19 protein-coding genes are annotated in these 25,063 nt (G+C 50.9%); 8 read left to right on the top strand and 11 right to left on the bottom strand.

All coding sequences use genetic code 11. The features are described 5' to 3' along the window. Positions 1-45: 45 nt before the first annotated feature. The 4 genes from Mal48_RS01200 to Mal48_RS01185 all read right to left on the bottom strand — a co-directional run bounded on the left by Mal48_RS01200 (position 46) and on the right by Mal48_RS01185 (position 5,321). Positions 46-1,563, bottom strand: a complete 1,518-nt coding sequence (locus Mal48_RS01200) for a hypothetical protein (protein ID WP_145195324.1) — start codon at positions 1,561-1,563, stop codon at positions 46-48. Positions 1,564-2,115: 552 nt separating this feature from the next. Further along, the gene (locus Mal48_RS01195) at positions 2,116-2,877 is read right to left on the bottom strand and encodes a 3-keto-disaccharide hydrolase (protein WP_145195322.1); all 762 of its coding nucleotides are present in this window, start codon (positions 2,875-2,877) and stop codon (positions 2,116-2,118) included. A gap of 170 nt (positions 2,878-3,047) precedes the next feature. Then, a complete protein-coding gene (gene hemA / locus Mal48_RS01190) occupies positions 3,048-4,328 on the bottom strand; it encodes a glutamyl-tRNA reductase (RefSeq protein ID WP_145195321.1) in 1,281 nt (426 codons plus the stop codon). 117 nt (positions 4,329-4,445) lie between these two features. Then, complete coding sequence (locus Mal48_RS01185) at positions 4,446-5,321, bottom strand: cytochrome C assembly family protein (protein WP_145195319.1); 876 nt, start codon at positions 5,319-5,321, stop codon at positions 4,446-4,448. A gap of 595 nt (positions 5,322-5,916) precedes the next feature. Between Mal48_RS01185 and Mal48_RS01180 the strand changes: the two genes are divergently transcribed. Then, the gene (locus Mal48_RS01180) at positions 5,917-6,540 is read left to right on the top strand and encodes a hypothetical protein (protein ID WP_145195317.1); all 624 of its coding nucleotides are present in this window, start codon (positions 5,917-5,919) and stop codon (positions 6,538-6,540) included. Positions 6,541-6,669: 129 nt separating this feature from the next. Here the strand turns inward: Mal48_RS01180 and Mal48_RS01175 are convergent, their stop codons facing one another. Then, entirely contained in the window at positions 6,670-7,830 is a 1,161-nt protein-coding gene (locus tag Mal48_RS01175) for a HEAT repeat domain-containing protein (protein WP_145195315.1), read from the bottom strand. Between the two features lie 121 nt (positions 7,831-7,951). Here Mal48_RS01175 and Mal48_RS23050 point away from each other — a divergent pair, with 121 nt between their 5' ends. Further along, positions 7,952-8,107 carry a hypothetical protein gene (locus Mal48_RS23050; RefSeq protein WP_197441944.1) on the top strand — a complete coding sequence of 52 codons (156 nt, stop codon included), beginning with the start codon at positions 7,952-7,954 and terminating at the stop codon, positions 8,105-8,107. On the opposite strand, the gene rdgB is transcribed toward Mal48_RS23050, so the two are convergent. After that, positions 8,100-8,726: an RdgB/HAM1 family non-canonical purine NTP pyrophosphatase gene (gene rdgB, locus Mal48_RS01170; RefSeq protein WP_231739823.1), complete on the bottom strand. Its 627-nt coding sequence runs from the start codon at positions 8,724-8,726 to the stop codon at positions 8,100-8,102. The genes Mal48_RS23050 and rdgB overlap by 8 nt on opposite strands. Positions 8,727-8,961: 235 nt before the next feature. On the opposite strand from rdgB, the gene rhaB reads away from it, so the two are divergent. The 4 genes from rhaB (at position 8,962) to Mal48_RS01150 (ending at position 14,166) form a co-directional block, all read left to right on the top strand. Next, positions 8,962-10,449 (top strand): rhamnulokinase, encoded by a 1,488-nt coding sequence (rhaB, locus tag Mal48_RS01165; RefSeq protein WP_145195312.1) that lies wholly within the window; start codon positions 8,962-8,964, stop codon positions 10,447-10,449. A gap of 256 nt (positions 10,450-10,705) precedes the next feature. Next, positions 10,706-11,650 (top strand): signal recognition particle-docking protein FtsY, encoded by a 945-nt coding sequence (gene ftsY, locus Mal48_RS01160; RefSeq protein WP_145195310.1) that lies wholly within the window; start codon positions 10,706-10,708, stop codon positions 11,648-11,650. Between the two features lie 174 nt (positions 11,651-11,824). Next, positions 11,825-12,955 carry a hypothetical protein gene (locus tag Mal48_RS01155; protein WP_145195308.1) on the top strand — a complete coding sequence of 377 codons (1,131 nt, stop codon included), beginning with the start codon at positions 11,825-11,827 and terminating at the stop codon, positions 12,953-12,955. Then, a complete protein-coding gene (locus tag Mal48_RS01150) occupies positions 12,955-14,166 on the top strand; it encodes a DUF6754 domain-containing protein (protein WP_145195306.1) in 1,212 nt (403 codons plus the stop codon). The genes Mal48_RS01155 and Mal48_RS01150 overlap by 1 nt, the downstream gene beginning before the upstream one ends. Positions 14,167-14,261: 95 nt before the next feature. On the opposite strand, the gene Mal48_RS01145 is transcribed toward Mal48_RS01150, so the two are convergent. After that, entirely contained in the window at positions 14,262-15,521 is a 1,260-nt protein-coding gene (locus Mal48_RS01145; protein WP_145195304.1) for an SH3 domain-containing protein, read from the bottom strand. Between the two features lie 427 nt (positions 15,522-15,948). Here Mal48_RS01145 and Mal48_RS01140 point away from each other — a divergent pair, with 427 nt between their 5' ends. Together Mal48_RS01140 and Mal48_RS01135 are read left to right on the top strand one after the other, a co-directional pair. Then, entirely contained in the window at positions 15,949-16,404 is a 456-nt protein-coding gene (locus Mal48_RS01140) for an RbsD/FucU family protein (RefSeq protein ID WP_145195302.1), read from the top strand. A 202-nt stretch (positions 16,405-16,606) separates the two neighbouring features. Next, positions 16,607-17,695, top strand: a complete 1,089-nt coding sequence (locus tag Mal48_RS01135; RefSeq protein WP_145195300.1) for a hypothetical protein — start codon at positions 16,607-16,609, stop codon at positions 17,693-17,695. A gap of 71 nt (positions 17,696-17,766) precedes the next feature. Here Mal48_RS01135 and feoB read toward each other — a convergent pair whose 3' ends face one another. The 4 genes from feoB to metH all read right to left on the bottom strand — a co-directional run bounded on the left by feoB (position 17,767) and on the right by metH (position 24,539). Further along, on the bottom strand, positions 17,767-19,974 hold the full coding sequence (feoB, locus tag Mal48_RS01130; protein WP_145195298.1) for a ferrous iron transport protein B: 2,208 nt from the start codon (positions 19,972-19,974) through the stop codon (positions 17,767-17,769). A 254-nt stretch (positions 19,975-20,228) separates the two neighbouring features. After that, positions 20,229-20,480, bottom strand: a complete 252-nt coding sequence (locus tag Mal48_RS01125; RefSeq protein WP_231739818.1) for a FeoA family protein — start codon at positions 20,478-20,480, stop codon at positions 20,229-20,231. 11 nt (positions 20,481-20,491) lie between these two features. Continuing rightward, entirely contained in the window at positions 20,492-20,746 is a 255-nt protein-coding gene (locus Mal48_RS01120; RefSeq protein WP_145195296.1) for a FeoA family protein, read from the bottom strand. Positions 20,747-20,849: 103 nt separating this feature from the next. Next, complete coding sequence (gene metH, locus Mal48_RS01115; protein ID WP_145195294.1) at positions 20,850-24,539, bottom strand: methionine synthase; 3,690 nt, start codon at positions 24,537-24,539, stop codon at positions 20,850-20,852. Positions 24,540-25,063: the final 524 nt, after the last annotated feature.

The raw sequence follows: 25,063 nt of genomic DNA, 5'->3' as shown, positions 1-25,063 counted from the left end.
GTATCACTCACAGCTAGAATCGCTCCCTGTCAGGATCCCGTTTGCTTATTGTCCAGTTGAACTGGCAGGTTTTTTGTTTCCACGATCGCTGCGGAAACGTTGTGAAGTTTGTCCGCTGGAGAGTCGGCTTGCTCCGAGAACCTCATCAGTCCCGGTACTTCGTGATCCAGACTTCAGGTTGTACTTCTGGTTTTCCCCAGCGACATAAAGTCGCTGCTTGTTTTCATACCCGATGTAATTCAGGAAGTCAGAGAACCGTACGATTTTAATCCCGAACTGAAGTGCTTCTTTTTCGAGAGCTTTGTGCTCTTCGCTAATTTTCAGAGCGAATTCGCGACGCTCGTCAGCACCTGGGAACTGGCTTGGGTCAGGAATGTCTCCGACGACCAGATATTTTGTCTTCACAGACATTTTTTGGCCTTCAGGAATTCGATTCCCCTGATCGTCGACTTCGACTTCCACAGAAGCACCGGCATTCGAAATAATCCCGTGCAGGAGTTCACGGTCACTTTTTCCGTTGTCATCCATATCCAGAATTCCAACGAACGAAAATGACTCAACGACCCCAGGGTTGAACAATGGTGAGTAAACCGGGTCGCCAGCCTGAATGGGGCGATCGAAGTCTTCTTCGACAATACGGCATTCAGCGAGATTTGGACCGAGGATTTTGTTGACCTCGACTTTGGCCTTAATATCTGCTGAACCACGTCCTACTCCACGATGTGTTTGAATGTAAACACTAAACGTTGTTTGTGGACGCAGGTAATCCTTGCTGCCGATATCGATCCAAACGAGCCGAGTCGTGTTGTCGACACGAACGATTTTTCCGTCAGGTTTGTCGAAGCTCTGGTTTTCAAGCTTATCGAGTTGTAGTCGGAGAAACTGATTCGCCTGTTGGAGAAGCGAGATTTCTTCGCTGGTCTGACGGCGGACGCGATCGAGCTCATCATTGAGTTGCCCCTTGGCGACTCGTTCTGCGGAAAGTTCCTGTCGCACAGTGGCGATCTCGGCATCCTTCGCAGCCATTTTCTCAGTTTGATCAGTGATCAGTTTCTGGTGTTCTTGCTCGGTTTTCTCTTGCGACTGTTGAAGTTGATTTTCCCGGCCTCTGGTGGCAGTTTTCTCAGCTTCAAGTCGTGCGTTGGTTTCGTTCAGCCCGGTGTTATACGTTTTACTTTGTTCCGACATCGTTTCCAGGCTCGCACGCAAAGACTGAAGCGTGTCCCGGAACTTTGGATCGGTTGGGCTGGGCTGGACTTGATCGCGTCCTAATGAGACAAGATCTTTCTTGGCAGCACCGATTACAGAATTCTCGTTGTTGCCTCCGATGCCGATTTCTTCGAAGCCTTCATACCCCATGAGTTCCTTCAAGGCGGCAAGCTCATCAAATTGTCGTTTGAAGTTCCCCTCAGCTGCGTTCATTTTGTCCGTTGCATCAGCTGCAGCGAGTGCCGCCTTTTTCTGTTCCTGAAACGTCAAATAGGTGACGATGGACAGAATAAGCGTGGTCATCACAAAGAAGACAAGTGAAAAGTGTACTGCGGTCGGTTTTGAACCTGCCATCGAGGAGTCCCCTTTGGAACAATTTCAGTGAGTATTGCGCGAAATGGAGGTAATGTGCGCAAATGGATTTGTGCCGAAAGTGATTGAACGGACACGATTTCACAGCGAATGTTTTTTCAGAGCGTATGTCTTAGACGAGGTGTCTCTGAACTACGCAATCCTGATCGAACAAGCTGATCTAAACAATGCATGTCGCATCTCTAACATCGTCCATGACACTGCTTCACAATCCATGCAGGTTGTAACCCCATGTAGGTTGTAACCGAAGGTTGTCTTGAATCCACAGTCGGTTGCAGTCCACGATTACGGTCCAACAACTTCGCTTGTGAATTGATATTGATACAACGTGATCCGACCAAAATGAATGGTCTTCTTCATTTATGTCGAGTGAATTTCATCGAGACTTCAATGCAAATTGCCGAAGTCCGATAACCGCTAAATTCGAATGAATTGAATGATAAGAGGCTTCACTGATGTGGTCAAAACGCCACATCAATCCTCTGTTCAGTTTACGATGACACTTCAGCGAGTCAAGGAAATCCCCCTAAATCCTTAAGGACTCTTAGGATTCGGGAGTTCCTTAATCCAAATATTCCGGAACTGGACCAAGCTGGAAGCAGGCTTGTACGAGCCATCAGCGTTCACACCACCATGATGCTGAAGGGCGATTCGGCCCATTGCGGGAACTTCGGGTAACTGGGCGTTTTCGAGTACCATTTTGTTGTTCAAAATCACGGTCAGACGGTCATTGACCATGATGATAGTGAACTGATTCCACTCACCGACCGGGTTGTCTGCATTGATTTTTGGAGTCACTCCCGCGCGAATGACGGGATCTTTCTGATTATTCCGGTATCCGTAGACCTCTCCAGAGCCGATAGGCCAGCACCACATATTGATTTGGGCCTTTGACGTTCCACGAACATAGATGCCGGAATCGGCGTTGGGCATCTGAATTGTCAGCTTCTTGCCCGTGGCATCGTTCAAGTATGACCCATCTTCCAGAACGATCGGGACTGGATACAGCCCCGAAGTCTCTTTAATTCGCCAATCCATCTTCAAAATGAAGTCGCCGTATTCCTTTTCACTCCAGAGGTTTTTGTCCCCTTTGGCTTCTGAATCGGCGTTGTAATCGATCACACCATCGACAACTTTCCACTTACCGCCGTCTCCCTCAGGAGTCGTCCAGTTCGTGAGATCCTTGCCGTTAAAGAGTGAAACAAAACCATCTTCGATCTCCCCCTCCGCAAGAACGGGGGCAACCGAGAGAAACAACACTGCGAGAGTGGTCAGGATAGCAGAGCCGGTACGCATGGGAGATTTCTTTCAGACATTCAACGAGTGGCAAAACAAGACCAGTTTAGCAATTCCACCTGACGCATGTCGAATGATGCATGAATTCGGAGGAGACGCCTCTAAAGAAAATCACCGAGAGCCAATACCAGTCCTGATCAGACGGAGAAAGGAGAAAACTGGAATGCGATTCAATCTTTGATGTGGAACAGTCGCTTGAGAGTTTCGAGCATTCCGGTCGGCGGGCCGGAACGAGCTTCGTCTCGCAACGTCTCCAAAGGAGGATGGAGTAATTTGTTGACGACACGGCTCAGGGTTTTCTCAACCGCCTCTCGTTGTCGATCATCGAGTTCCGGGATCTTGCGAAAGAGAATCTCCAGCTCCGCCCGGCTGGTCTCATGCCAATGCTCCCGGAGCTGTTTGATAATCGGCCCGGTCGCCTTGTGGTAGATCTCATGCATGAACTTTTCGGTCTCTTCCTCGATGATGCTCGTGGCCTTCGTGACCGCGGAAGAGCGCTGTTTGCGATTGTTTTCACAGGTCGCTTCGAGGTCATCAATGTCGTACAGGAAGATCCCATCGTCCAGATCACTGACCTGCGGCTCAATATCTCGCGGAGCTCCTAGATCGAGAATAAACAATGGCTTCGGTCCGGTTTTCATGCGAAGACTCTTGAAGTCCTCAACTCCAAGAATAGGTCGATCCGCCCCGGTTGTGCTCACGATCACATCGGCTCGCGCCAGCGATTCATGCAAAGCTTCCCAGGCGACTGCTTCGCCGGAGAATTCTTTTGCCAACTTCTCGGCACGTTCAAAATGCCGATTTGTGACAAGGATTTTCTTCACACCTTCATCTTTGAGGTACGTCAGCGTTTCAGACGCCATCTCTCCTGCACCAAGAATGAGGACGGTCTTGTCATCGAAGCGATCGAAGATGCTTTTGCCGAAGTCTCCCACAGCAACGCTGGCAATGGAGACGCGCCCCTCGGAAAGCTTTGTTTCGGTCCGAACTCTCCCCGAGACTGCCATTGCCCGTTGAAACAGAGCGTTCGTCAGCGGTCCATTCGCTGAAGTCTCCATTGCGAGTTCGTAAGCAGACTTGATCTGGTTAACGATCTGACTTTCGCCGAGAACCATACTGTCGATACTTGATGCGACTTCGAAGAGATGTCGGACCGCATCTGGCCCTTGTCGTTCGAGAAGATCGTTGAAAAATTCTGTTTTCGGAACCTGGTGAAAGTCTGAGAAAAACTGAGCTAAATCATCGTGGCTGGGAGTATCTCCCGGATCTTCCTGAGCTGTGTAGAGTTCGATTCGATTGCAGGTGGAGATGACGACATGTTCGGACCTCGGAAATCGAACGCGGAGTTCATCATACGCGCGCACAACATGATCGGAAGACGGGAAAGCAAGTCGCTCCCGCAGACCCAAGTCCGCCGTCTGGTGATTACAATAAACAACCTGCACGTTCATCGATGAATAAATTCTCCTACAGTCCCTCTCCCAAAACGACAGGAAGGAGGAATTTCCCAGTGCTACAGTCTACTAAGAACTCAGTGCGCTAATTGCCAATTCTCTCAAAATCCAGATTCAAGTCTTTGGGCCATCCACAATAATACCCGGTAATTGGACTCCGAGCGAATGAATATTATCGGCACTCAGGAATCGAATTGCCAAAAGGGTAACGAGCAGGAATCCGCAAGCCAGAATTGTTCGCCACGCGACCAGGCGTCCTGTGGCATTCTTTGAAACCAACAGCCAGCCAAACAGGAAGGTCATCGCGACCCAGACTAGCCCGAAGGCAATAAAACCAAAATTCGCGAGATTGACCGCTTGGTCAGATCCCGCACGTAAATACGACATCCACAATCCGGTCACCATTCCCAGTGTCAGCAAGGGAACGGAAACAACAATCAGCCACCAGTTAATTTTATTGAGCCGCTCCAGACTCAGCAGATGCAACGCTGGGAGCTGAGCTTTTTTGTGTTTCAGACGGGAGTGCTGCAGCAAATACATCATGCTCATGACAAGCGATAGGATGACCCCGAAGATACCGAAGACCCAGAATGAAGCATGAATCATGGTCCATTCGTATGCGATTTTAATATCTGGATTGGGAGTGGTGCTCGCAAAACGGGACGATCCGACAAGCAGCAGAACAAGCGGAAGGATAAACAAGCCAATTGACAGGGAACGGTCCCAAAACTTGATTCCGAGATAAAAAACAATTGCCAACCATGCGGACACCAACAGCCAATCATGTGATGACGCCAATAGAGGAGGCAGCGCAGTTTGGCGACTGCGTTCAACGAGATAAATCGTTTGAGCCAAAAATCCGGCCGCCGAAATTCCCAGTGCGGACCAGCGCATCACTTGACTCTGCCTGATGAACTGCGTCAGTTCCAGGACAAGCGCTGCTGTGTAGCTAGCGAAGAAACATAAAATGGTCACGTTTGTGAGCTGCATGAACTTTGACTGTATTGATCCTTTGAGGGACGTTCGCAACTGGTCTGGAATCATCCCATCATTCACGTTCCAGCTGAATCCGTCAATGATCTCTGATTCCACCTGGGCCTGTCAGACTCAATTGTACACATGTTTGTTCATAAAATCGTTGTAACAACACATCCACAGCACAGAATCACAGCACAGACAGCTACGTAAACTTCCGTACAGTAACCGTTTCCCCAAAACTCAAAGCCTGAAATCGAATACCAGTTTAGCACACATTCCTGTTTCTCGTGTCCAGTAGGGCTCCCTTTCGCCAAGAGAAGATTTCCATAAGCCTCGACAAGGCTGCTTAACACGGACCTCCCATTCCCCCTATTCTGCGTTTTCGTGCTGAACTATGACGATTTCAGAGCAATAACCAAAATCTCTGCTTTCAACCTCGGAATTCCCACAGAAACAGGGGTGCTTGGCTCGATTTCGATAGACAGGGATGTTTACTGGAAACGCTCAAAACAGACCTGAGATCGTTGATTGATAATTGGATGACGATCACAGACTCAGACTTCGTTAGAGCGAATTAATCAAATTGCACCACTCACGGAGGATGGTCATGCCGGACCAGTCTGCGGTCACTTGTCCCGACCTGACAAAGAAACAGTTCTTATTTCTGGCACGAAAGCTGGGATGTTTCTCGAAGCGGTCGTTACTGGACGTTAGCCATGCAGGTGACTGGGTCGCTGATGCCACACGGCGGCATGGATCCATTGAAGGAATTGCTGAGCAGGCGAATGATTCACCAGCTGAGAATGTCACTATTGGCTCGCCAGCAGGGTCGATTTCCCAAGCAGCCCATTCAATGCACCGTCTCCTCGTGCGCGATATCAGTGTGTTTCAGTCAGAAGAAATGACGCCTGAAACAACAATTGCTCTCGCAAATTTGCTCTCCTGCCTGAAGCCACGTGGTCGCATGGTGATTCCCGTTTCAGAAGTCGATGGCCCTGAGCACGAGTTGTGGAAGCAAAGACTGAGCGGTTTTCCCGGTCGGCTGACCAGTCGAACCTACAAGACAAACCTCTTCGACTATGCAAGCCTGACATTCGTACTCCGAGGAATTCACGCAATTCCTGTGCTTGAATTCGCGATCGACCGCAAGCCGATTTCACGAATCGACTGGCACCGCTTCGCCCGCGAAGCGGTCATGGCAAGAATGGAGAACTCCAACGCAGCCGCGTAGTTGCGCTCATCTCTGCCGCACAAATGCCGCACAAACTTGAAATCCAGTCACCAACAAGTGATTCGAATGTGGAAGCTGAATTGAATGTGGGAGCCGAGTGGGTGCGCTTCGCTGCACGCAACTCGCTGACTATTTATTCAAAGCTGCTTTCAACTCGATGATCTGAGATTTGAGCAGAGTATCCTTGACTGTGTCGCTCAGTGGATCGAGAAGTTTCAAGAGTTCAGTCTTCTGGTCCGAGGTGAGTTTTTCTTCGAGTTCTTCAAGAGCTTTAATACTGTTGATGAGCATCAGGACGCGTTCGAAATACTCCGATTCCTGCTCTTCAGTTTTGACCTGCTTAGGGTCCAGGCCCCAATTGGCTCCATCCTTGAGGAGGTCAAAGAAGACGTCCACTCCCTCGACTGAACCGTTGCGTGACAGACCGACCGCTGCGTTCATGCGAGTCATCAAATCGGGATCGCTGAGGAGAGCAACCAGGCGTGCCTGACTTTCCGCTGTGGGAAACAGCCCGAGGGCGTAAGCTCCCTGATGGCGGAAGAGTCGGTCCCCTTCCTTTGAAATTTCGATCAGCTCATTCACAAGTTCCGGGTCGCTCAAAGTTTGCCCCGATTGCTGAAGATTCCCCGCAAACATCGAGAGCCCAATCAGTGAATGCTTTCGCACCTCATGATTGCGCGTCTCCTTGATGCCTTCCCGGAAGACCGGAATGACGGCGCTCTGAACCTGCATTCGTCCTAACGCCTTTGAGAGAAATTCGAGGTTCTTGAGTTCTTCTTCCGAGAGATCGTCCAAATCGATGAACTCTGCATAGAGCTCGGCAAATGCAGTAGCGATTTCCGGGTTGGCGTTGAGTTGCTGGCTTTTTTCACCCCGCTGAGCATCAGCATCAAGCATGTGGGCCAAGCCGAGCGCTCCGCGCCAACGGACGTGAGGGTTTTCGCTGCGAACATCGGTGACAAGTTGCCGCCAATCGAGTTCCTGCGAAGCCAATTGACCGAACACGGCGTAAACCCCGACGATCAATGCGACAATAATCGCAGGGACCAGAAAGAGCTGGATGATCATCCCCGCTGAAGGTGGCTCCACCGGTGGCAGATCAGTTGGAAGATCGACTGTGACATCTTCTTGAGAACTGTCCCCTTCGCGAGGAAGCTCAGATTGATCATCAGGTGTTGGATTTGGTGTTTCGGACATGAACTGGGAAAACCAGGGTTGAGTGGCGATTCGCAGCAAATTTTGACGAATCGTCCCGGAGGCGGCAGCGACGGAATCGAAGCCCCGTCGCAAATATGTTACTGGGCTAACCTCAAGAGTTTATGCCCATTATGGTTGGAATCAAGACTTGCAGTTCTGCTTCCTGAAAACGGTGACTTTCTGGCGTGTTCGATTTCAATATCCGGGAGTGCTGATGACAACATCGCCCGGAACCGGGATCGCAGGCACTGTGCTGCTTGAAACTCGACGTTTTCATGATCCGGGTAAACAAATTGCGGCTGAACCTGCGACTGAATCCGGGGCTGCCTTCTCGGAAAACCATTCAGCAAGACGGCGAATTCTTACTTAGCTTGAGATAATGTACGCAATAATTGCGGGATGAGGCGGTCAAAAGCTCGGGCACGGTGGCTGATCTGCTGTTTCACGACGGAACCCAACTCGCCAAACGTTTTGCGATATTCTCGCATTTCGAAGTAGGGATCATACCCAAAACCATTCGTGCCACGGGCAGAGTCAGCGATGCGGCCTCGGCAAGTCGCCTCAATATTCAGCTGCACATTTCCCTCGGGATCAGCAACGGCAACATGGCAAACGTACTTTCCTCCCCGCTTTTCACTCGGTAGCCCAGCCAGTTCGTCGATCAACTTCGCATTGTTTTTCTCATCTGTGGCACCGGGCCCGCTGTACCTGGCTGAGTAAATTCCAGGAGCCCCCTTTAACGCATCGACACACAGACCACTATCTTCGCCAATCGCCCAATGCCCGACAGCGAGAGCTGTTTGAGATGCTTTCTTCTCGGCATTGGCCTGAAACGTGTCACCATCTTCTACTACATCTTCCACGCCTTCGAACTCCTCGACCGAAATCAGTGGGATTCCATACGGAGCCAGTAGTTCCCGGATCTCGCCGATTTTCTTTTGATTTCGACTCGCAAGGACCACTGTCGGAAAAGAATTCTGTTGACTCATGATGCTCATTGAAGATTGAAGGAACGAAAAACGTCTCGGTCAGCCGCTTTACTATACTCTGCATCGATGATTTCGAAAGGATTGACCGAATAACAATTCAAGAGATTCCCGGAGGCCGGATCAGCCCCCCTGTGGAATTCAGTGAACTGCAACGATGCAGTGAAATAGACCCTATGTCGCCTGCTCGCTATGATCGGGGCTTCTGAAAACATCTGAAGAGAAGCGCGAAACAAACATGGCTGAGAACGTCTATCTGGCAATTGATTTAGGAGCAGAAAGCGGTCGAGTGATCGCTGGAATCTACAATGGAGAAACGATTCGCCTCGAAGAGATGCATCGCTTCCCGAATGGTCCAGTGAATGTTGCTGGGACACGACGTTGGGATCTGATTGGACTCTGGAGAGAGATTCAAGAAGGATTGCGAGTTGCTGGCCAACAATACGGTGATCAAATTGTCTCTTGCGGCGTCGACAGCTGGGGCGTCGACTATGTCCTGCTGACGGAGAAAGATGAACTCATTGGACAGCCGTACAATTACCGTGACTCCCGGACCGATGGAATTCTGGAGCATGCCACGACTCGCGTTCCTCGACATGAAATCTTTGCCGAGACTGGTTTGCAGTTCATGCAAATCAACTCCTTGTATCAGCTGATCGCGATGCAGCTGAACGACCCGGAATTGCTCGGTATTGCAGATCGCTTCTTAATGGTCGCTGACTTCTTCCACTGGCTGTTGTGTGGAAGTAAAGTTGTGGAATTCACGAATGCGACGACGAGCCAACTCTACAACCCAACAAACCGGGACTGGTCAGCGGAGCTCCTCCGCCGCTTCGAAATTCCAGCAAAAATCTTTCCTCAAGTGGTCCCACCCGGCACGAAACTCGGCGCTCTCCGGAACGATGTCTCCAAGCAAACAGGCATTTCCCGAATTGATGTTGTCGCCCCGGCGACTCACGATACCGGAGCGGCCGTCGCAGCTGTCCCGACTGATCGGACTGGAAAAGCGAACTGGGCTTACATCAGTTCAGGGACGTGGTCACTGATCGGCGTCGAAGTTCAAGATGCGATTTTGAGTGCGGAAGCCCTGAGTCAGAATGTCACCAATGAGGGTGGAATTGACGGAACCTACCGGCTTCTTAAAAATGTGATGGGATTGTGGTTGGTACAGGAATGTCGCCGCTCGTTTGAGCGGCAAGGAAAAAGTATCGACTACACTCAGCTGACCCAATTGGCGACCGACGCAACCCCCTTCCGGTCCATCATTGATGTCGACGATGCACGCTTCCTGGGACCGGATAACATGGTCGCTGCCATTCAGGAATGGTGTACTGAGCACAACGAACCGGTCCCCGAGACCGAAGGGCAACTTGTCCGCTGTGCCTTAGAAAGCTTGGCACTCAGGTATCGGACTGTGTTACGTGGCATTGAAAAACTGACCGGCGAAACAGTGGAAGTGATTCACATTGTGGGTGGTGGGTGTAAAAACACATTGCTCAATCAATTTACCGCCGATGCCTGCGGTGTCCCGGTCATCGCAGGGCCGATCGAAGCAACAGCTTTGGGTAACGTTCTGATTCAGGCTCGAGCAGCGGGCGAAATTGGAACGCTTTCCGAAATCCGTTCTGTTGTGAAAGCCTCGTGCGAGTTGGAAACATTCGAACCACAAAATCCTGCAGATTGGGAAGCAGCATTGTCACGGTATCAGAAGTTGGTCAAGGGCTAGAACCAGTCCAAAAACCTCTGGAATAACCGCTTTTCTCAACTTCCGAGAGAGCAATTTCAAGTTTCAGGGTCGGTTCTAAAAATTTCGAGTCGGTCAACGGAAGAGATCTCGCAAATGGGGCGTCTGTTTACCATTATTCACTGAAGTCAACTTTTCATTTTACCTGCTCTCACAGAATCTGCTGAATCCATCGTCATTCCAGTGAATGAAACGACTCCGGCAGAATCGTGAGTTTCTCTTAGAAATTTAAATCACCATGGCGTTTTTTGGAAAACTGAAGTCCGCGTTGAAGAAGACGAAGGATGTCCTACGAACAGATGTTCGCGACCTCTTCAAAGCTGGAGAAATCCTGGATGAAGACAAGCTCGAAGAATTTCACCGTGGTCTCATTACGACCGACATGGGCGTGGAAGCGGCCAGTGAAGTGGTGGAGTCGCTACGAAAAGAGTTTGGTGGACGAACAGTCGATCCCAAGGCGATTTGGGAAAATGTGAAAGAGACGCTCAAGCTCATCCTCAAAGGTGACGGCAGCACGGACTGGGACCCCGACAATCCTGTTTCTCCTTTGAACATGGCTGAGTCTGGAACCACTGTCATTCTAGTTTCCGGAGTGAACGGCGTTGGGAAAACCACCTCCATTGCCAAGCTCGCGAACTTTCTGACGAAGGCGAACAAGAAAGTCGTCTTGGCAGCCGGAGATACTTTTCGCGCCGCTGCGGTCGAACAACTGACGATGTGGAGCCAGCGAATTGGTTGCGAAATTGTCAAAAAAGAAGAAGGCTCTGACCCTGCGAGTGTCGCCTTCGCTGGCTGCGACCAAGCCGACAAAAACGGCGCGGACGTTGCAATCATCGACACCGCCGGGAGACTGCAAACACAACAAAACCTGATGCAGGAATTGGAGAAGATTCATCGCGTCATCGGAAAACGAATCGAGGGGGCTCCGCACGAAAGCTTGCTCGTTCTCGATGCAACGACCGGACAGAACGGAATCTCACAAGCTTCGAAGTTCTCAGCAGCTGCAAATTGCACAGGGATCATCCTGACGAAACTCGACGGAACAGCCAAAGGGGGTGTCGTGGTCGCAATTCGCAAAAAGATGGGAATCCCGGTGAAGTACATCGGAGTTGGCGAACAAATTGACGACTTACAGCTATTCTCCCCAGACGATTTCGTAGAAGCACTGTTCGAAGAAATATAAGACAGGATTGAGGAGTCTAAACTTGGGAGTTCAAGCAGTTTTGAAAAAGTAGTACCTGACTTTCACGAGCACACGGTAGAGCAAACTGCTCTAGCATTGAAAATGCTCTACCCCAGATGCCAAAGTGATGCATCATTTTGGATTGCGGCTTCGTTAAGAATGTAGGATGACGTCATGGCACATGCGTATACTCCCGGATTGCAAATCAAAAAGCAGATTCGCTATCGCGTGCATCGTGCGTTACCGATTTCCGGTGAAGTGTTAGTAAAGCAGGGTGAGATCGTCACAGCTGAACAAGTGGTCGCTCGCACACAGCAACCCGGAAATGTCTACCCTGTGAATCTGGCTAACCAGATCGGTGTCAGCGCCAGCGAAGTCCCCTCTGCTATGAACTTCAAGCTGGGTGAACATGTCGAGGAAGGCGAACAACTGGCGATTTCAAATGGGATCTTCGGCTTCTTCAAAAACTCGTATGCGTCGCCTGCTTCCGGGACGATTGAATCGATGTCGGACATCACAGGACAAGTCATCATCCGCGGGGCTCCGATTCCAGTTGAAGTCAACGCTTTTGTAGACGGAGAGGTCACCGAAGTCTTTCCGAACGAAGGGGTGATCGTCGAAACGGACGCTGCATTTGTGCAAGGAATCTTCGGGATCGGTGGGGAATCTCATGGTCCACTGAAGATGATCACCTCAAATCCCAACGAAGATCTGACTCCGGATCTTTTAACTGCTGAGCATGCAGGGGCCGTCGTTGTCGGAGGTCGCCGAATCCATGGCGAAACTGTTGCAAGAGCCAAGGAACTGGGAGTGGCCGCCATCATTGGTGGCGGTATTGATGATCAGGACTTGCGAGACATTCTGGGTTACGATCTGGGGGTCGCAATTACCGGGTCAGAAACGATCGGGCTGACTTTGATCATCACCGAAGGATTTGGCCAGATTGCGATGGCATCTCGGACCTTTGAACTCCTGAACTCACTCGAAGGCCGCGCCGTGTCGGTCAACGGGGCGACTCAAATTCGTGCTGGCGTACTGCGGCCGACAATTGTGATCCCACTTTCGGAGTCCGCCGAAAGCGACGAAACGGCCCAGGTCGTCGGAGGCGGCATGTTGAAAATTGGCTCACATGTCCGGCTGGTTCGTGATCCCTACTTTGGCTTGCTGGGAACCGTTTCAGAGTTACCGTCTGAGCCGCAGGAACTCGAGTCTGGTTCGAAAGCACGAGTTCTCAAAGTCGATTGCGAGTCTGGTGAGCAAGTGATTGTTCCGCGAGCAAATGTCGAACTAGTCGGAGATCAATAATGAAAAACGGTCTGTATCTTGTGGTCTCCACGTTTGTCTTGTCTCTCTTTGCGGCATCGCTGATGGCTCAACCTGCTCCTCCACTGAGCGTGCTTGCCGAAGACCATCCGATGGACGATGGGACAAACATTGACGTCGTCATCACGCTTCAAAAAGATTCGTCTCCCGATCTGGAATACATTGTCGAAAAATCAGCAGAGTACAACGGGCTCTTTCAGGAGATCGGAAAGGTTCAACCCTCTGCCAAACAAATAAAAGCAGCTGAGATCATCTACACGAGTGACCGAAATGTACGTGGAGAAAAGTATTGGTTTCGTGTTCAGGCAAAATCCCTGAAGGAAGACGAGGCGAAGTCGGCCTTTGTCCGCACTGCTGAAGATTCCCCCGGTGTTGGCAAGCTGCAGTTCTTTGATGGAGGTCGAATTTGGTTGGCAATCATCACTGTGCTCGTCTGCGGTTCTGTCGTGGTCTTCATTTCTCTAGCTCGCGGTGGACGCGATCTGAAAGTTCGACCAATCGCAGGTTTGGAAGCGATTGAAGAAGCGGTCGGTCGTGCGACGGAAATGGGACGGACCTGCCTGTTCGTTCCTGGTCTTCAGGACATGAACGACATTCAGACAATCGCTGGATTGACGATCCTCTCGCACGTCGCAGAGCAAGCTGCAGAGTACGACTGCCGACTGGAAACGCCAACTTCGAGATCTCTGGTGATGACCGCTGCCCGTGAAACTGTTGCCACGGCATTCCTCAAAGCGGGGCGCCCTGATGCGTACAATGACGACCTGGTTTACTACGTCACCGATGAACAGTTTGCCTATGTTTCGTTTCTGACCGGAAAGATGGTTCGTGAGAAACCGGCAGCCTGTTTTTATCTGGGCGCCTTCTATGCCGAATCGCTCATTCTTGCAGAGACTGGAAACGAAGTCGGTGCAATTCAGGTTGCGGGGACGGCTCAACCAGCTCAGTTGCCATTTTTCGTGGCAGCGTGTGATTACACTCTCATTGGTGAAGAGTTCTTCGCTGCCAGCGCTTACCTTTCCGGTGATCCTGATCAACTGGGAAGTTTAAAGGGGCAGGATGTTGGAAAAATCATTGTCGGAGGGCTCATCCTGATCGGAGTCACTCTCGTCACTTTGATGGAAGTGACCAATAACGAATTGATCGCAAGTGCTGCAAATTACCTGCTGAATACAATTTTGCAGTCAACGTGAAAATTGAATTCAGCACCTCGAAACTTTTGCCTGGCTCCACACTTCAAGCCGAATGCGAAACAGGCCGTCCCGAGCCAGATCGTTCTGAGACAGAATCACCGAACCAGTTGGACTGGAACGACTCTCTGGACTCGAATCACGTCGGCCCCGAGTTGTGCATGATGCCCTCGGCTGCCAATGATCCCAGCTGGCTTGCCGAGCCACTGGTCGATGCGGACTCCTTCAGCTGCCTCGAGATAGGCCAGCATCCGCCCGTCCGGTGCAACGAGTGCGAATCTTGGTGTCCCGGGATAATTCCCCGGCAACGGACGAATAATTCCTGCACCGTTTAATCGAGGTGAGACTGGCTCATCGGTCGGAGGACCTGGTTGCGAGGCCATTTGCTCAGGTGCAGGCCCTCCCTGCACGAACGTCTGATTCAATGTGGATTCATTCTGAAAACCGAGTTGTTGAGCCACCAATTCTTTATCTCGACGAGCCGACGCAGCAGAAACACGTACGAACTCCTGATAGTGGCTGAGGATCTCACGCCGACGCTTCAGAACATCCATTCGTTTCTGAATCAGTGCTCCGATGGTGGAATCGGCACCCTTTGCAAGCAATTGATACTGCTCCTTAATGGATTCAAGATCCCACTGAGCAGGCTCCTTCTGCATCATACTGGCGTAAACTCGATCAATGCGGTCGAGCTCATCGTAGAGAACTTTTCGCCTCGCAACTGCTTGGTCGACTTCTTTCTTCTTAGCTGTTTCAATCTCTTTTTTCTGCTTCAGAAAAGTGGAACGATTTTCGGTCGGGACCTGGTAAGGATCATGGGCGATTTGCTGTTGAATCTGCTTGTCGAGCGGGACCAGAAACTCCCCTTTCATCCAGCGGAATTCCTGCGCGGGAGGAACGATTTTCAGCATGCGAACTGGACCACGCTGGGTCGTTAACGTTTCTTCCCCAAGAATTGTGACTTCATCTCCATTGGAAAGTTCTCGCCCGTAGTAGGAGTGTTCTTTGCTCAACTCACTGCCGATTCGGACAATGGCACGAGCTGGTCTGCCGTTTTGCGGAGCAACCTGAACAACGCCGGTATCACCACCCGTTCGCTTCACGAGTTCAGCGTCGATCCAGCTCAAACTCCCCTTGGGAGGCGCGATCATGAACCAACCTCCGTGATCGTGCCGGTGAACTGTCACAGTCTCTTTCTGTTGCACATGCCCGGTGACATAGAAATTCGCACCAGGACCACAGCGAACTTCCACCTTCTCAGCGATGACGGTCGCCTGATACGGGAATTTCTGTTCAATGGCCTCCGCTGATTGCAGGGAGCCAATGCACAAGAATGTCACAAGGAAGAGACGCCACATGTTCGTCATTCCGGTCGAGATTTGAGATGAGATTTGAATGAACTGCCAGGCAGAACATGAAGTGAAGTGCGGCGATCTGGAAACGAATCGCGCATGAGTGGGGACAGTGCTTATAAAACAAATCCTGAAATCGAAGCAAGATCAGCTCTACCGGAAATCTTGAGTGAAGACTGAATTCCAGGTGCATTTTTGTAGGAATGACAAATTCCTGTGCTGCTCGACCTGCATTTCGCTCAAATCGAGCATTCTTTGAAACCGTATTCACGAACTGTCCTGTGCAGAGAAGTGCCCCATCACAGACATCGAGCTGTTCACGGACTCTAAACACGAATGTGTTCTCGATAGAGTTTCCTTGCGATTCGCTGAATGAATCCGCATAGTTCTCAATATTATACATCACCGACACGAATCAAACGGGATCTCACCCATGCTGAAGCACACGTTAGTTCACCCGCAGATCAACGAAGTTCTTGGGCGAGCGGGGCATCATTCCAAAATTTTAATAGCAGATGGAAATTACCCCGCCTACAACACGCTGGGGCCAAACGCTGAGTTGGTCTGTCTGAATCTCACGCCGGGAATTGTAAGTTGTACAGATGTCTTGAAAGTGTTGTTGACTGCGGTTCCGATTGAAGCAGCCAACACCATGGGGATTCCAGATGACGATCCATATGCTCTGGAAGGAGATCCACCAATCTGGAATGAGTACCGTTCAATCTTGAGCGATGCCGATTGCGATGTGGAACTGGAACCGATTCAGAAATGGGATTTCTACGATGCAGTCGCCAGCCGAGATCACGTCTTAACGATCCAAACCGCCGATCAGGCATTGTGGGCAAACCTGCTACTGACCATGGGCGTTCGCAAGCCCGGAGAGCTGTGAACCTCAGCAGCCTGAAAAAATTTCAGCGATGGAGATTTCGCATAAGAAATTGCAGTGGCAAATCAATGCACTCTTCTGTTATTGTGGACCAGTGTGTCGTACACTTGTAAGCAAAAGAGGGCTGGGGTCTCGTTTTGAAATAGGGCTGGGAGTTGGAATTATGGTGGAAACCCGTGTCCAGTGTCCGAAGTGCCAGTCAAAAATGAAGTTGACATTGGCTGTCGAGAAAGTCCGCTGCCCGAAATGCGACACACTCTTCGTAGCGGCTAAGAACCGTCTCCAGCCTCAAGGCCCGAAGAAGAAAAAAACTGCCCCTCCGCAAAAACCGACTGCTACAAGTTCGTTCGATTTCGACGACGATAACTTTGGCAATGATGACGACGACCTTTTTGCAGAGGCTTCCGCTCCACGAAAAAAACGGAGTCGAAAGCCTGCTCCGAAAAAGAAAAGCAAGCGTCGCTCGCAGCCGAAACCAGGAGCGATCCCTCCTGAACAGATTCGCAAATTCGGCTTGACGATGGTGGCGATTGGAATCGGAGTGTTCATCTTGCCATTTGTGGGGCTTCAGATCAAAGGCCTCAATGCAATGTCGCCTGAGATGCAATCTCTGGGAGGTGTCTGCTTCCTGCTCCTGGGTGGAGTGGTGATTTTAATCTCCTTCAAAGATGCTCTCGGCGACGCCGCGAGTCAAACGTTTGATCAAGGCTTTACTATCGTCAAGTGGGGTGCGATTGGACTGTTTGTCTTATTGATTGTTGGTCCATTTTTACTACTGGGTGTGAGATTGGCTTTTCGAACCGTGGCATCCGTTGGAGGAGGGAATCAGGACCAGATTGCGCAGGAAGAACTCCCTCCAAACTTTCGAAGACCAATTGGAACCGGATCGGGAACGCCACCAATGAAGAAGCGACCGGTCGGAAATAGGAACCACGCGAACTCTGGTACTAACCAGGCAACAGAGGAGTCTCCTTTTCAAGATGCCGGGAGCGGAAATTCAGCAGGGCGACCTTCAATGTATCCTGCGACACACAGCGCAGGAGAGAGTTCACAGAATCGAGGAACAGTGAAAGTAATTCTTAAAGGGTTCCCTCTACAGCAAGTGGCCCGCCATTTCCTAGAATTGCGAGCAGCTGGACAAACTGCTCGAATGCGTGTGATGAAGATTGAAGAAAACCTGGCGGAAGTCGAGTTTGATCAGGCGGCGGAAATTCAGTTGTTTGCCAACAACATCAGATTCGGAAAAGTGACCAGTGTTGATGGGGAGCAGCGGACAATCACCGTGGAACCGTGACGCCTCGTCGAGTTCGTCAGTTTATGAATGAAGTGTCTATGCAGCCGTCGTGCCGCTTTTCAATAAGAGGCTCAAATTCCGATTGCGGTGCCAATCTGATAGGTGAGGAACGAGGCCACGTAGGCGAGCAGAGTCATGTACGTGAAGGTGAAGATGGGCCAGCGCCAACTGTTGGTTTCCCGACGAATGACCATCAGCGTCGCCCCACATTGAGCACACAACGCGAAGAAGACCATGATCGACAAGGCGACCGGAACGGTGATCAATGGTGAACCATCGGGCCAGGTGGCCTTCATCAGTGCGTTTGACAGCCCGGGGTCCCCATCTTCGAGTTCACTTCCCAGACTGAAGATCGTTCCGAGTGTGGCGATGATCACTTCACGGGCAGGGAAGGATGCAATGGCCCCGATCCCAATTCGCCAGTCCCACCCCAAAGGTTTGACGACTGGTTCAATCGCCTTTCCCATGCGTCCGAGGTAGCTCTCCTGAATGAGCACGGCCGAAACTTGATTGTACTCAGAGGTCAGTGCTGCAAGTTTTTCGCTGTTCTCTTCAACCTCAGCATCGATTGAATTGATTTCGACACTCAGTGATTCCTGACGAGCATGATCGCCGGGGAAATACCCGAGTGCCCAGACAACCACAGTGACACTGAAGATCAGTGATCCCGCTCTAACGACAAACGCTTTGGACCGGTCGTAGACGCGGTTGAAAACAATCCCTGGTGAGGGCCATTTGTAAGGGGGGAGTTCCATAACAAATGGTGGGGTCTCTCCTTTGAAAAATGTCTTTCGGAGAATCCATGCAATGGGGATCGCGACCAGAGCCCCCAGGCTGTACATGGCGAACAGAACGATGCCCTGTAAATTGACCCAGCCGAGCAGCATGGTGGCGGGAATAAAGGCGTAGATCATCAACACGTAAACCGGGAGTCTCGCGGAGCAACTCATCAGCGGAGCGATGAGCATGGTGATCATTCGATCGCGACGATTTTCAATCACTCGAGTCGCCATCACCCCCGGAATCGCACAGGCGAACGAGGACATCAACGGCAGAAACGACTTCCCGCTCAGGCCGATGCGCGTCATCAGCTTATCCATCAGGAAGGCAGCACGGGCCATGTAGCCACAATCTTCCATGATGGCGATGAACGCGAAAAGCATGATAATCTGAGGCAAGAATACGATGACAGATCCGACACCCGCGATAATGCCATCGATGACCAAGCTACGAAACATCCCAGGTGGCATGAGCCCTTGTACGAAATCGCTGACACCGCCTTGCAGACCTTCGACCATTTCCATAAACGGTCCCGACCAGGTGTAAATTGCTTGAAAGATCAGGAACATCACCAGCGTGAAAACAAGAATCCCCCAGAAGCGGTGCGTCAGAAACTTGTCGATACGGTCGCTGGAGCTGAGCTTCGAGTCCTCCTGAGAACGTACTAATACGCCGTCGAGCCGTTCTCGAATCCAGTTGTAACGAAGTTTGGTTTCGACTGCTGGAATGCGGCATCCCGCAGCAGTGAGACGCAAACGTGCTTCGTCCAGATACTCTTTGAGTTCTGGGGCAATGGCATTCCCCGCTGCATCTTCACTGGCTCCCCGGACATCGAGAAGCATTCGTTCAAGGAGGAAAAAGTGGACTTGCTCTTCTCCACGATCCTCGAGCCACTTAGACAGTTTTTCGACTTCGTCATAGAATTCGGCGGGGAACAATCGCGGGGAAGGCTGAACCGTCTCTTCGAGTGCCTGCAGCACGGCATGGCTGACCGCTTCGATTCCACTTTTCCGATGCGCTGAAGTGGTCACAACTTTCACACCAAGGCGTTCCTGCAGCTTCTCCACATCAATTGTGACACCGCGAGAAGTCGTCGTATCCCACATATTGAGGACAAGAACCGTCGGAAGATTCAGATCGCGCAGCTGACTGAAAAGATATAAGTTCCGCTCCAGATTGGACGAATCAACAATACAGACCACCGCATCGGGGGCCGGAGCGCCGGGTTGCCGTCCGAGAAGAACGTCAACTGAAACCATTTCGTCAGCTGAGCGCGGCGAGAGACTATAAGTTCCCGGAAGATCGACAAGAGTGATCTCTCGGTTTTCAAATTGATACGCCCCAACCTTCTTTTCGACGGTCACCCCGGGGAAGTTTCCGACACGCGCTTGTCCCCCGGAGAGAGCATTGAAAAGCGTACTTTTCCCAGTGTTTGGATTTCCAATGAGCGCGACGGTCAACGACGCTGATTGTGTGGGCGAGGAGACCAAATCAGACATGTGATAATCAGGAATTTGGAGGAAGGAAAAGGTGGGGAAGTTTACGGGCTTGGGCAAAACGACATTTTGCTGTCGTGATGGGAGAAAACATTCAGTTGAAATGAGGGCAACAAGTGAATCAAGTGCAACGAATACAGTTCTCTCGAAACTGCTTGAACCGCATCCATAGTCACTGCTTTGAGAGACACTTTACGCAACCTGACAAATTCAAAGGGGGGCCGAATTCAAATGGAACTGGACAGATAGCTGGCCTGCTAAATCGACCGAATACTGACGCGGGCGGCTTCAGTCGATCGAAGTGAGATACGATAGCCACGGATCGAGTATTCGATCGGGTCACCGAGTGGGGCAAAGCCGATGACCTCGATTTCTTCATCTTCGGTCAGCCCCATTTCCATCAAGCGGATCGCGACGGCATCATCTCCGTTGACATCAAGAATACACCCTCGAGAGCCGACTTCTTTCAAGTCTGCGAGAGTTGTTCGCGGTTGGTTCTCATTCCCCACGTCTATTCACCTCACCCTGTTGACTCGGTCAATCTAATGAGCACCATCGTTGAAGGATCGCAACGAAAGGTGAAACGATGCCCAGCAACCGCGAGAATACAGGGCTCACCGGTTCTCACCATCCGAACATTTACGCCTTCACGTAAGCCCAACTCACCCAAACGGTGTGTCCACTCATCACTCGCGATGATCTCCGCAACACATCCACATTCGTCCGTTCGTAAAACTTCGAGCGGAACAATCGGGGCTGATATTGAAGCTGACATAACGGCTCACCATTAAAATTGAGACTCAGTCTCATTAAGATATCGAATTGTAACAGCCAACGGGAGCAGTGCAAATCAATTTCTTCTGAGAAAAACTAGAGAATCAACTCTCATAGCCCAAATTCGGGGCGAGCCAGCGTTCAGTTTCGGCCATTGTCATCCCGGTACGCCTGGAATAGCTTTCAACCTGGTCTTTAGTCACCCGGTCGACACTGAAGTATCGGCTATTCGGATGAGCAAAGTACAGTCCAGAAACCGAAGCTGCCGGCCACATGGCATACGATTCCGTCAGGGAAATGCCTGTGATTCTTTCGGCGTCGAGGAGATCGAAAAGGGTTCTTTTCGGCGTATGATCCGGACAGGCGGGATATCCAAATGCGGGACGAATTCCGCGGTATTTCTCCGCAATCAGCTCTTCTCGGCTGAGCCCTTCATCAACTCCATATCCCCAGTCAATTCGGGCCTGAAGATGGAGAAATTCCGCGAACGCTTCCGCAAGACGATCCGCCAAGGCTTTCGCCATGATTGAATTGTAGTCATCGTGATCGGCATCAAACTTCTCGACGAGTTCCTGACAACCGAGACCGGCCGTCACCGCGAAGGCTCCGACGTAGTCCAGTCGACCAGACTCTTTCGGAGCGATATAGTCGGAAAGGGAGCGGAAGTCTTTTTGCCCTTTTCGTTCCCATTGCTGGCGAAGCATCGGGAAGGTGACAAGTGGATCGCCATCGGCATTGGCTGCTTCTGGTGCGAACAGATGAATATCATCCCCTTCGCTGACGGCAGGCCAAAATCCGTACACGCCCTTCGCTTTGAAGAGTTTCTCCGAAATAATTTTGTCTAACAGCACGTTTGCTTCATCAAAGAGCTTCTTCGCTTCAGTCCCGACAAACTCATCTTCAAAGATCTTCGGATACTTTCCTCGCAATTCCCACGTACTGAAGAACGGTGACCAGTCGATATAGTCCCGGAGATTCGAAAGGTCCATCGATTCGATAGTTTTCGTCCCCTGGAATGCAGGCGTGGGAATCTCCACCGACTCCCAATCAGTCTGATGTCGTCGCTTGAAAGCCTCTGCGTACGGGACGAGTTTTCGTTCCTGCCGGGCGCCGAAGGCAACGCGATCCTTTTCTTGCTGCGCAAGATTCTTTTCAATGAATGCAGCTCGTTTATCCTTGTCGATCAGGGCTTCGACCGCTGGGACAGCAAGTGAGGCATCAACAACATGCACCACTGGGTTGGAATACGCAGGGGCCACCCGGACAGCCGTGTGCTTTGCGGATGTCGTTGCTCCGCCGATCAGTAGCGGGATCGTAAAACCGTCCCGTCCCATCTGCTTCGCCACGACGATCATTTCTTCCAGCGAAGGAGTGATCAGGCCAGAGAGGCCGATAATATCTGCATTCTTTTCAATAGCAGTCTCGAGAATTTTATCCGCTGCAACCATCACTCCAAGATCGATGACATCAAAGTTATTGCAGCGCAAGACGACCCCCACGATATTCTTACCGATATCGTGAACATCTCCCTTCACAGTCGCAAGGACAACCGTTCCTCGCCCCGGAGCATTCTCGAGGCCAGCGTCAATTTTTTCCTGCTCCATGAACGGTTCAAGATAGGCCACCGATTTCTTCATCGCACGAGCCGACTTCACAACCTGCGGCAGGAACATTTTTCCTGTTCCGAAGAGTTGCCCGACCACAGCCATTCCATCCATCAACGGCCCCTGAATCACATTCAGCGGGCGATCGTATTTCTGCCGAGCTTCTTCGGTGTCAGCTTCGATGTGATCGGTGATTCCCTTGAGCAGTGCATACTGCAACCGCTCTTCGACGGTTCCGTTCCGCCACTCAGCGATTGCGGTATCGTCTTTCTTCCCGGAGCTTTTCTCCTTAATTTCATCAGCGTACTCGATGAGCCGGTCTGTCGCCTCTGGATTGCGGTTCAGCAAGACATCTTCAATGAGGTCGCGCAGCTTCGGTTCGATTTCATCGTAAACCTCTAACTGACCAGCATTGACGATCCCCATATCCAGCCCAGCATTGATGGCGTGGTACAGGAAGCAGGCATTCATCGCTTCGCGAACAACGTTATTCCCACGGAATGAAAACGAAACGTTACTCACACCACCAGAGGTTTTCGCACCGGGGCATTCTTCCTTGATCCGCCTGACGGCTTCAAAGAATTCGACAGCATAGTTGTTATGCTCCTCCATTCCGGTGGCGACGGTCAGAATGTTCGGGTCGAAGATGATATCTTCCGGCGGGAAGTTTGCCTTCGTGGTTAAGAGATCGTAAGCCCGTTTACAAATGCGAACTTTCTCATCGGCATCGACTGCCTGACCTTGTTCATCAAAGGCCATGACGACAACAGCTGCACCATACTTTCGGATGATCCGTGCTTGCTCCAGGAACGCTTCCTCTCCTTCTTTGAGGCTGATCGAGTTGACGATCCCCTTCCCTTGAATGCACTTCAGACCAGCTTCGATGACTTCCCATTTTGATGAATCGACCATGATCGGAACGGTCATCGCATCATCAGAAAGGAGCCACAAGAACTTCTGCATACAGGCTTCGGAATCGAGAAGCCCTTCGTCCATGTTGACGTCGATGATGTTTGCGCCACCTTCCACTTGCCCTTGTGCAATGGAAAGAGCTTCATCGTAATTCTCGTCCTTGATGAGACGGGCGAACTTCCGCGAACCAGTCACGTTGGTTCGCTCACCAATCATGCTGAAGTTGGATTGTGGTGTAATTTCATACCGGACCAGTCCCGAGTAATTGGACGCCCCGGAGAGTTCGGGAATCTTACGGGAAGGCAGATCCTCGACCGCTTCCGCAATTTTGCGAATGTACTCAGGAGTCGTTCCGCAGCACCCCCCGACAATATCGACCCAGCTGTTCTCCGCCATGTACCGAATGTTTGAGGCGACTTCTTCCGGATTGGAATTAAACCCGCCCATTCCGTCCGGCATTCCAGCGTTGGGATAACAAGAGATTCTGCAATTCGCCAAGCCATGCAAAGACTCGATGTGCGGCCGCATTTCCTTGGGACCGAGCGCGCAATTCAACCCAATACTGAACAGCGGCATGTGCGAAACGGATGTATAGAACGCCTCCACTGTCTGCCCGGTTAAAGATGTTCCAGTATCGAAAATGGTTCCTGAAACCATGATTGGAAGTCGGACGTTTTTCTCTTCGAAGACATTATCGATGGCAAAGAGCGCCGCCTTCATGTTCAAGGTATCAAAGGACGTCTCAGGCAAGAGGATGTCGGCCCCGCCATCAATGAGTCCGCGAACCTGCTCGGCATACGAGGCGACCATGTCGTCAAACTTGACCGGACGTGTTCCGGGCTCGTCCGCATTCATCGAAAGCTGACGGTTTGTCGGCCCAATACTTCCCGCGACAAAACGAGGTTTATCAGGATTCTTCTTCGTGAATTCTTCAGCGACTCGCTTCGCCAGTTCGGCAGCCGCTTTGTTAATTTCGTATGTCAGATGATCGAGTTGGTACTCTTCAAGAGTGATGATACTGGCGGTGAAGGTGTCTGTTTCGATAATGTCCGAACCAGCTTCAAGGTAGCTGCGATGGACACTTTCAATCAACTTGGGCTGAGTGAGCGCAAGGATGTCGGCCTGATTCCGGAGATCGATCGGATGATCTTTGAACCGCTCCCCCCGATAGTCTTCTTCGCTAGGGTTGTTAGAAAAAATCAACGCTCCCATTGATCCGTCGAGCAATAGAATTCGTTCAGAAAGAATTTCGTTCAGTTTGTCTTCAGTTGATGACATTATAATAAAATATGGGCTAAAATTTCAGAATTAAAAAAACTGACAAGCCTGTTGAAATCGCAGTCGTCAGCTAAGACGACATCCACGACTTCGAGTGATTGCAGAGCATTTTCGAATGCTCGTCACGCCGGTGAAGGTCACTTCCATGACTTCAAAGACCGCTCGTCGCGAGGCAGAATGTTAAAGGTCAACATTGGACTTGCTCTAGCGTGAATAAGACCCTCGGAGTTTAAAGAATGTTCGGAGTTGAACGTTCAGCGGCGATGGATCGAAACACATGTCTTAATCCATCGTTCTGAACTCGAGCGTACGGCGTACACGTTACCAGCTAAATAGAACCACTCCGAAAACCTCTGGAATGGTCGCTTTTCTCAACATTGTGAGAGAGCAATTTCAAGCTTCAGGATCAGTTCTCAACATCAGTAGCCAACATTGCCTCAACAATGATTCTTAATATTGAGGTTGGTACTGGCTGCGTTGATACTGGCACTGAGTTAGCAGCGGTACTGACATTGTACGCACTG

Origin of the sequence: Thalassoglobus polymorphus (assembly GCF_007744255.1) — a bacterium.
Lineage (GTDB): Bacteria > Planctomycetota > Planctomycetia > Planctomycetales > Planctomycetaceae > Thalassoglobus > Thalassoglobus polymorphus.
Note: the sequence above shows the minus strand (reverse complement) of the source record. Positions and strands in the feature narration are given on the sequence as shown.